This is a genomic window from Acinetobacter sp. ABJ-A23_2 (assembly GCF_044538765.1).
Classification (GTDB): Bacteria; Pseudomonadota; Gammaproteobacteria; order Pseudomonadales; family Moraxellaceae; genus Acinetobacter; species Acinetobacter nosocomialis_A.
In genome coordinates this window covers 1-10,515 of record NZ_JBIUCP010000073.1, presented here as the reverse complement: position 1 = coordinate 10,515, position 10,515 = coordinate 1, and the positions used below count along the sequence as shown (strand labels likewise).

2 protein-coding genes are annotated in these 10,515 nt (G+C 41.6%); both read left to right on the top strand.

The features are described from left to right. Window positions 1–366 precede the first annotated feature (366 nt). On the top strand, window positions 367–9,393 hold the full coding sequence (locus ACH63V_RS17255; protein ID WP_396464203.1) for an ESPR-type extended signal peptide-containing protein: 9,027 nt from the start codon (window positions 367–369) through the stop codon (window positions 9,391–9,393). Between the two features lie 55 nt (window positions 9,394–9,448). Continuing rightward, entirely contained in the window at window positions 9,449–10,234 is a 786-nt protein-coding gene (locus tag ACH63V_RS17250) for an OmpA family protein (RefSeq protein ID WP_396464202.1), read from the top strand. Window positions 10,235–10,515: the final 281 nt, after the last annotated feature.

The following is a 10,515-nucleotide window of genomic DNA, read 5'->3' as shown; positions in this document are numbered from 1 at the left end:
CAATAAATCTTTAAAAATGATTATTTATCAAAAATAATTAAACTTTTTTAATAAAAATAAAACGATAGTTTTTAACTATAAATTCAAATTCAATCTTTTATTTTTATTAACTTTTGAATCGAAAAAAGTCTGACTTTACCTACAAAGTTTTATTTATAGTAAAAAATCATAATATATTTTTTGTATTTATTTGATTATATATTGTTCTTTTTCTTGTTTTTCATCGCATTACAAGCTTTTTTTGTGATTTACCTCTCATTTTTTCTTTGATATATTTCGCGAAATTTGCCACACCTTTTGTTTTTTGAAACTTTATGTAACTTAAGGTAAGCATTGTCTATTTTTTGTAAAAATGCGAGTAAGTATATGAATAAAATATACAAAGTAATTTGGAACGCTTCATTAGGAATTTGGGTTGCTGTTTCAGAAATTGCAAAGGGTCATTCAAAAACTCGTAGTCAAAGAACAAATAATGCTTTGATGCCTTCTACTGAAGCCACCGATTTTCTACAGTCTTCAACTTCAATTAATTTTAAAATTAAACCACTTACTTGGGGAATATTAACTGTACTCGTTCCGTCTATTACTTTTGGTGAAGTTGGAGTGTCAGGAGGTTTTGCTACTGGAAATAATGCCACGGCAATTTCTGCATGTACTGGAACAGGAGTGGGGGGAACTGGAGACCGAGCTACTGCAGGAGGAGAACGTGCACTAGCAATAGGTTGTGGTGCAGTAACAGATTCAGATAGAGATATTGCAATAGGAAGCCAGGCTTCTACTGCAAATCCAGCAAATGCTACAGGAACTTATAATGAGTCGATAGCTATTGGTGCTGAATCTAGAGCAAGTGGATCTCAGGCTCTTGCAATAGGTGGTCAGGCTACAGCAACAGGTAATTCATCTGTAGCGATCGGTGCTGACGATATGGATAAAGTTGCTAGTACAAACCCGCCCGCTTATAACTACACACCAACTGCCGGAGATAACGCTCTATATAATAATACTGCTACAGCGGCTGCATATAAAAATTTGACAGGCGATTACTTAGTTGACTTTGAAAAAACAAATGGCGGTGCATCTGGGGTAGGAAATCGTTATACCAGAGTACAAACAGGTGAAGCTGCAGTTGCGGTAGGCCCTAAGGCTACAGCTACTGATTTGGGTACAGCTTTGGGTCCTGTAGCGACAGCTGGGTCAATCGCTTCAGTTGCAGTAGGCGTAAAAGCAGAAGCACGTGGACAAGGTAGTTTATCGATTGGTTCACTAGCTTATACCGCAAATACGGGTGATGTTGCTGTAGGTATTAACTCTGCTGCTACAGGAGGTGATTCGATTGCTATTGGTGCCGGAAGTGACTTAAAAGGCACTCCCTATGTTCAATCAGGTGCATCAGCGAGTAAAAAGGGTGCCAGTGCGTCTGGGGCAAATTCGATATCAATAGGTACTAACACTGCGGCGACTGGCACAAATGCAGTAGTTGTAGGTACGCAATCAACCGCTTCAAATTTGGCTGTAGCGGTTGGTTCGGTTGCTACAGCTGGAGACCAAAGCGTTTCTATTGGTTCAAATAGTGCGGCTTCCTCTCAAACATCTGTAGCAATTGGTGCAAGAGCACAAGCCTTACAAGCTAACTCTGTTGCTCTAGGTAGTGATTCAGTGGCTGATCGAGCTTCGGGTTCACTCGGATATGACCCTTTAACTGAAACGAGCACTACAAGTACGAATAGTACCTGGAAGGCGACAGATGCTGCTGTTTCAGTTGGAAATGGAACGACACGAACTCGTCAGATTACTAGTGTTGCGGCTGGAACAAATGATACAGATGCAGCCAACGTCGCACAGTTAAAGAAAGCAACTTCTAAAGTTTTAGCCGGAACAGGTACAACTGTTGCCCAAGGAACTGATAGTAACGGTATAACGACTTATACTGTAAATGCGAATACATTTACGGTACGTCAAGGAACAACAAATAAAGCAACTATTGGCGATAGTACCACTGATAAAGTTAGCTTTATCAATGGTAAAAATACTGTTGCTAAAGTAGCGGACGAATTAAATAGCAATACTGATGTTACTTTTGATTTAGCCGATGATATTTCATTAAATAGTGTAACAACTGGTAATACGACCCTGAATAGTTCAGGAGTTACAGTTAATGGTGGAGCGAATGGTCCAGTAAAATTAACAAATACTGGGCTAGATAATGGTGGAAATAAAATCACCAATGTCGCAGCAGGAACAGTTTCTTCTACTTCTACAGATGCAGTGAATGGTAGCCAGTTAAATACCACGAACCAGAATGTAACGACTGCTCAGAACACCGCAAATACAGCGGTGACGAATGCAGCTGCAGCACAAAATACGGCAAACACGGCAGTCACCAATGCCGCAACAGCCCAAGCGACAGCAGACAAAGGTCTGAACTTTAGTGTGAATGGTGGTACAGCTGACAATGTGAAGTTGGGTGAAACGGTTAACTTTGCAGATGGTACCAATACCACAGCAACCTATGACCCTGCAACCAATACCTATAAATACAGTGTCAATGACAACATTACATTAACCAATGCAGGTAGCTTAACAGTTGGCAATACTAAAATTGATAACAGTGGATTAACCATTACTGGTGGTCCAAGTGTAACCACAGCAGGGATTAATGCGGGTAATCAGAAAATTACCAATGTTAAAGCAGGCACTAATGCGACTGATGCAGTCAATTTTAGCCAGTTAAATGCAACCAACCAGAATGTAACCACTGCACAAAACACAGCAAATACTGCATTGACCAATGCAGCAGCAGCGCAAGCGACGGCAGACAAAGGCCTGAACTTTAGTGTGAATGGTGGTACAACTGACAACGTGAAGTTAGGTGAAACGGTTAACTTTGAAGATGGGACGAACACAACAGCAACCTATGACCCTGCAACCAATACCTATAAATACAGTGTCAATGACAACATTGCATTAACCAATGCGGGCAGTTTAACGGTTGGTAACACTAAGGTTGATGACAGTGGCTTAACCATTACAGGCGGTCCAAGTGTAACGACTGCAGGTATCAATGCTGCTAACCAGAAGATTACTAATGTCGCAGCAGGAACCATTTCATCTACATCAACAGATGCAGTGAATGGTAGTCAGTTAAATGCAACCAACCAGAATGTAACGACTGCTCAGAACACCGCAAATACAGCGGTAACGAATGCAGCAGCAGCACAAAATACTGCAAACACAGCAGTCACCAATGCAACTGCTGCCCAAGCGACGGCAGACAAAGGCCTGAACTTTAGTGTCAATGGTGGTACAGCTGATAATGTGAAGCTGGGTGAAACAGTTAACTTTGCCAATGGTACCAACACCACAGCAACCTATGACCCTGCAACCAATACCTATAAATACAGTGTCAATGACAACATTGCATTAACCAATGCAGGTAGCTTAACAGTAGGAAATACTAAAGTTGATAACAGTGGATTAACCATTACTGGTGGCCCAAGTGTAACCACAGCAGGGATTAATGCGGGTAATCAGAAAATTACCAATGTTAAAGCAGGCACTAATGCGACTGATGCAGTCAATTTTAGCCAGTTAAATGCAACCAACCAGAATGTAACCACTGCACAAAACACAGCAAATACCGCATTGACCAATGCAGCAGCAGCCCAAGCGACGGCAGACAAAGGCCTGAACTTTAGTGTCAATGGTGGTACAACTGACAACGTGAAGCTGGGTGAAACGGTTAACTTTGCAGATGGGACGAACACAACAGCAGTGTATGACCCAGCAACCAATACCTATAAATACAGTGTCAATGACAACATTGCATTAACCAATGCGGGTAGTTTAACGGTCGGCAACACTAAAGTTGATAACAACGGATTAACCATTACTGGTGGCCCAAGTGTAACAACTGCGGGTATCAATGCTGCTAACCAAAAGATTACTAATGTCGCAGCAGGAACGAATGCAACTGATGCTGTTAATGTAAGCCAATTAAATGCGACCAACCAGAATGTAACCACTGCACAAAACACAGCAAATACCGCATTGACCAATGCAGCAGCAGCGCAAGCGACGGCAGACAAAGGCCTGAACTTTAGTGTCAATGGTGGTACAACTGACAACGTGAAGTTAGGTGAAACGGTTAACTTTGCAGATGGTGCCAACACCACGGCAGTGTATGACCCAGCAACCAATACCTATAAATACAATGTAAATGACAACATTGCATTAACCAATGCGGGTAGCTTAACAGTTGGGAATAGCAAGGTTGATAACAATGGCTTAACCATTACCGGTGGTCCAAGTGTAACCACTGCAGGTATTAATGCAGGCAACCAGAAGATTACTAACGTTGCGGCAGGCACTATCTCATCTACATCAACAGATGCAGTAAATGGTAGCCAGTTAGATGCAACCAACCAGAATGTAACGACTGCCCAAAACACTGCAAACACGGCAGTGATGAATGCAGCAGCAGCCCAAGCTACAGCAGACAAGGGCCTGAACTTTAGTGTTAATGGTGGTACAGCAGACAATGTGAAGTTAGGTGAAACGGTTAACTTTGCAGATGGTACCAACACGACTGCAGTGTATGACCCTGCCACCAATACCTATAAATATAATGTAAATGACAATATTGCATTAACCAACGCGGGTAGTTTAACGGTCGGTAACACCAAGGTTGATAACAGTGGTTTGACCATTACTGGTGGTCCAAGTGTAACAACTGCTGGCATTAATGCAGGCAACCAGAAAATTACCAACGTGGCAGCAGGTACTATTTCATCTACATCAACAGATGCAATAAATGGTAGTCAGTTAAATACCACCAACCAGAATGTAACCACTGCTCAGAACACAGCAAACACAGCAGTGACCAATGCTGCTGCTGCCCAAGCTACAGCAGACAAGGGCCTGAACTTTAGTGTTAATGGTGGTACGGCAGACAACGTGAAGTTAGGTGAAACGGTTAACTTTGCAGATGGAACCAACACCACAGCAGTATATGACCCTGCAACCAATACCTATAAATACAATGTGAATGACAACATTGCATTAACCAATGCGGGTAGCTTAACGGTAGGTAACACCAAGGTTGATAACAGTGGTTTAACCATTACTGGCGGTCCAAGTGTAACCACTGCAGGTATTAATGCAGGCAACCAGAAGATTACCAATGTTGCAGCAGGCACTAATGCAACTGATGCTGTCAATGTAAGTCAACTTGGGGCAATAACTACAGCTGCGAATACCAAGACAGATGCTTTAGGTATAAGTACGGCAAGCAATCTGGGTGGCGGAGCAGTTTATAATCCGGTTACAGGTGCAGTCAGTTCACCAATCTATACAGTGAATGGCAGTAATTTAAATAATGTTGGTGACGCGATCACTGCATTGGACAAAGGCTGGACCTTACAAAGTAATGGTGTCAATGTAGGTGCAGTGAAAGCTGGTGATACAGTTGACATTGGTACGGTTGTAGGCGAAAGCAACCTCAAAGTAACCAAGACTGGTAACAAGATCCAGTATGCACTGAACCGTGATCTTAATATTGACAGCGTAACGGCAGGCGACAGCAAGCTAGACACCAATGGTCTAAATATTGTTGGTGGTCCAAGCGTGACCAAGTCTGGTATTAATGCAGCGAACCAGAAGATTACTAATGTCGCTGCAGGTACTATTTCTGCGACATCAACAGATGCAGTGAATGGTAGTCAGTTAAATGTGACCAACCAGAATGTAACTACTGCGCAAAATACTGCAAACACAGCAGTCAGCAATGCAGCAGCAGCCCAAGCCACAGCAGACAAGGGCCTGAACTTTAGTGTTAATGGTGGCACAGCAGATAACGTGAAGTTAGGTGAAACGGTTAACTTTGCAGATGGTACCAACATCACAGCAGTGTATGACCCAGCAACCAATACTTATAAATACAATGTGAATGACAACATTGCATTAACCAATGTGGGTAGCTTAACGGTCGGTAACACCAAGGTTGATAACAGTGGATTAACCATTACTGGTGGCCCAAGTGTAACAACTGCAGGTATTAATGCAGGCAACCAGAAGATTACCAATGTTACAGCAGGAGCCAATGCGACTGATGCGGTCAATGTAAGTCAGTTAAATGCAACCAACCAGAATGTAACGACTGCGCAAAATACTGCAAACACGGCAATGACGAATGCAGCAGCAGCACAAGCAACAGCAGATAAAGGTCTGAACTTTAGTGTTAATGGTGGTACGGCTAAGAATGTGAAGTTAGGTGAAACGGTTAACTTTGCAGATGGTACCAACACCACAGCAGTGTATGATCCTGCAACCAATACCTATAAATACAGTGTCAATGACAACATTGCATTAACCAATGCGGGTAGTTTAACGGTAGGTAACACTAAGGTTGATAACAGTGGTTTAACCATTACTGGTGGCCCAAGTGTAACCACAGCAGGTATTAATGCGGGCAACCAGAAGATTACTAATGTTGCAGCAGGTACCAATCCGACTGATGCTGTTAATATAAGCCAATTGGGTGCAGTAACTACAGCAGCAAACACCAAGACAGATGCTTTAGGTACCAGTACCGCAAGTAATTTAGGTGGCGGTGCAGTCTATAATCCAGTTACAGGCGCAGTTAGTTCACCAGTCTATAGCGTGAATGGCAACAACGTGAACAATGTTGGTGACGCGATCATAGCACTAGATAAAGGCTGGACTTTACAAAGTAATGGTGCCAATGCAGGTGCAGTGAAAGCTGGCGACACAGTTGACATTGGTACAGTTGCAGGTGAAACGAACCTGAAAGTAACCAAGACTGGTAACAAGATCCAGTATGGTTTAAACCGTGATCTTAATATTGACAGCGTAACGGCAGGCGACAGCAAGCTAGACACTAATGGTTTAACCATTGCAGGTGGCCCAAGTGTAACCAAATCTGGCATTAATGCGGCTAACCAGAACGTGACTAACGTTGCAGCAGGCACTATTTCATCTACATCAACAGATGCAGTGAATGGTAGCCAGTTAAATGCAACCAACCAGAATGTAACGACTGCTCAGAACACTGCAAATACAGCAGTGACCAATGCAGCGGCAGCACAGGCGACGGCAGACAAAGGCCTGAACTTTAGTGTCAATGGTGGTACGGCTAAGAATGTGAAGTTGGGTGAAACGGTTAACTTTGCAGATGGCACTAACACTACAGCAGTGTATGATCCTGCAACCAATACCTATAAATACAGTGTCAATGACAACATTGCATTAACCAACGCGGGTAGCTTAACGGTAGGTAACACCAAGGTTGATAACAGTGGATTAACCATTACTGGTGGCCCAAGTGTAACGGCTGCGGGTATTGATGCAGGTAATCAGAAGATTACCAATGTAGCAGCTGGTACTAATGCAACTGATGCTGTTAATGTAAGTCAACTTGGTGCAGTAACTACAGCCGCGAATACCAAGACAGATGCTTTAGGTACAAGTACTGCAAGCAATCTGGGTGGTGGAGCAGTTTATAATCCGGTTACAGGCGCAGTCAGTTCGCCAGTCTATAGCGTGAATGGCAACAACGTGAACAACGTTGGTGACGCGATCACAGCACTGGATAAAGGCTGGACCTTACAAAGTAATGGTGCCAATGCAGGTGCAGTGAAAGCAGGTGATACAGTTGACATTGGTACAGTTGCAGGTGAAACGAACCTGAAAGTAACCAAGACTGGTAACAAGATCCAGTATGGTTTAAACCGTGATCTTAATATTGACAGCGTAACGGCAGGCGACAGCAAGCTAGACACCAATGGTCTCACCATTGCTGGTGGTCCAAGCGTGACCAAGTCTGGTATTAATGCAGCTAACCAGAAAGTGACTAACGTTACAGCAGGTACAATTTCATCTACGTCAACAGATGCAGTGAATGGTAGTCAGTTACATACCCTCGATAGTCGCGTGACTAAGAATGGTGATTCTACAGCCAATATTTTTGGTGGAGGTGCTAAAGCTAATCCAGATGGTTCGATTACTAATCCTACTTACAATGTTGCAGGTACGAGTGCAAACAATGTTGGCGATGCTTTAACGGCATTGGATAAAGCAGTCACTGATGCAGGTACAGCAGCGAATGCAGGCTGGACTGTTTCAGCCAATGGTGATGCAGCGACTGCTAAAAAGATTAAACCAAATGGCAAAGTCAACTTTACAGGTGATGATAACTTAACTGTTGCTCAAAGCAGCGAAACTGATAATGAAGGTAATATCAAGGTCGCGCTGAACAAAAACTTGAAGGTTGATAGCGTCACGGCTGGTAATACAATTATTGATACGACTGGTGTAAAAGTTGGCAATAACGTTCAGTTAGGATCAACAGGTCTAATCATTGCTGGTGGTCCTAGTATCACTACTTCTGGAATCAATGCAGGTAATAAGGTTATTACCAATGTAGCTGCTGGTGTTAACACGACAGATGCAGTGAACAAAGGCCAACTTGATAGTGCAATCACGAACATTAATAACAATGTTGGTGCTTTGGCTAATAGTGCAGTTCAGTATGACAAAAATGCAGATGGCACTGTAAATAAAGATTCAGTGACATTCGCTGGTGGGGCAAATGGTACTGCACTTAAGAATGTAGCGAATGGTACCGTAGCAGCAGGTTCTAAAGATGCAGTGAATGGAGGTCAGTTGTGGAATGTTCAACAACAGGTCGACAAAAATACGGGTGATATCTCGAACCTTAAAAATGATATTAACAATGGTAAAACTGGTCTAGTCCAACAAACTGATAAAGATGCTGCGATTACTGTTGGTAAAGACACTGGTGGTACCCAAGTGAATGTTGCTGGTAAAGCCGGTGACCGTACAGTAACAGGCGTTAAAGCGGGTACAGTTACATCGACTTCAACAGATGCAGTCAATGGTTCTCAGCTTAATAGGACGAACCAAGCGCTTGTAAGTGCACTAGGTGGTGGAGCTGGTTATAACAATATTACCGAAAGCTTCTCAAATCCGACATATAACGTAGGTGATCAGTCTTACAACAATGTGGGTGATGCGATAGGCGCATTAAATCAAGCTGACCAAACATTAAACAACAAAATTGATAATGTGAACAACAAGCTTGAGCAAGCGTTCTATGCAACAAATCAGCGTATCGACAACTTGGAAGAAAAAATGTCTGCGGGTATTGCTGCAAATGCTGCACTTGAAAATGCGCCATTTATTGCAGGGAAAGTCACTATGGCTGTTGGCGCTGCTTACTATAATCAGCAAAATGCTGTAGGTGTGACCTTACGTAAAACAGCCGACAACGGTCGCTGGTCACTTACAACAGGTGCAGCGCTTGGCAGTCAGGGTAGCCCATTAGTACGTGTTGGCGTAAGTACAGTAATTGATTGAGTGCCTAACTAAGGAGAGTTTATCTCTCCTTTAAAATAATATTGTGAGTATGAAAATGAAACAAAATATTCAAATTTTGGTAATGGGCATCTTGGTAAGTTTAAGTATTACTGGATTTACGGATACTGAAGTAGCAATTCAACGAGATGGAGTAAAATTTCCAGCAATTGAAAAGAGTTATCTTAAACAAATAAAACGTTATGAGTATGATGACGTTGCTCGTTTGGATAAAGGATTGGATAAAGATCAAATTCGAGCTTTACTAGGAAATCCACAATTTAGTGAAGGGGTTTTTGCAGTAAAAGTATGGAATTATGTATTGGATATCCGTATTCCTAACACTAATCAATATCAACGTTGTCAATTACGCATTGATTTTAATGAAAAATATTTGGCTGAACATTTATCTTGGAAGGGGGAGGTGTGCGAAGGTTTGGTTGCTTGGGGTGGGAATAATCAGTCACCAGAGCATAGTAATTTAATTTTTGAGCGAACAGCAAGTGTGTTATTCCTCTTCGATCGATTTGATGTTAACGCTATTGAACAAAGTATTCATAGTGTTGAGGAAATTGCTGAAAAGATCAAAAAAAGCCAGACAACAACACCAGTTATTGTTTCAGGTTTTACCGATCCATTGGGTAAATTTAGCTATAATCAAGAATTGTCTTCACAGCGTGCTAATACAGTTGCCAAGTTATTGGTTCAACAAGGTATTGATCCTACACGTATACAGATACAGGCGAATAGCCAGACTGATCTATACAAGCAGTGTTCAGGGAAAAATAGTTCGCAACTTATCGAATGTTTAGCGCCAAATAGACGCGTCAATATAAGCTGGTAAATAATCTGCTATATAGAAGTAATCCTATTTCTTAGGATTACTTCTATGAGTTATAAAAATAAGAAAAATTCCAATAAATATTTTTAATTATTTGAATTTTAATGGTTTTTTATAAAATCTTTCGTGTTTAAAACTTATTAATATTTCGATGAAAGATATTAATATATTGAAAATATTAAATTTTTATCAATACAACTTAGCTAAATATATATTATTTTTATGTAAAAATAATATAAATATCAATAATTTGTGTTTTATTTTTAGCAATTAAAGAATTTGAA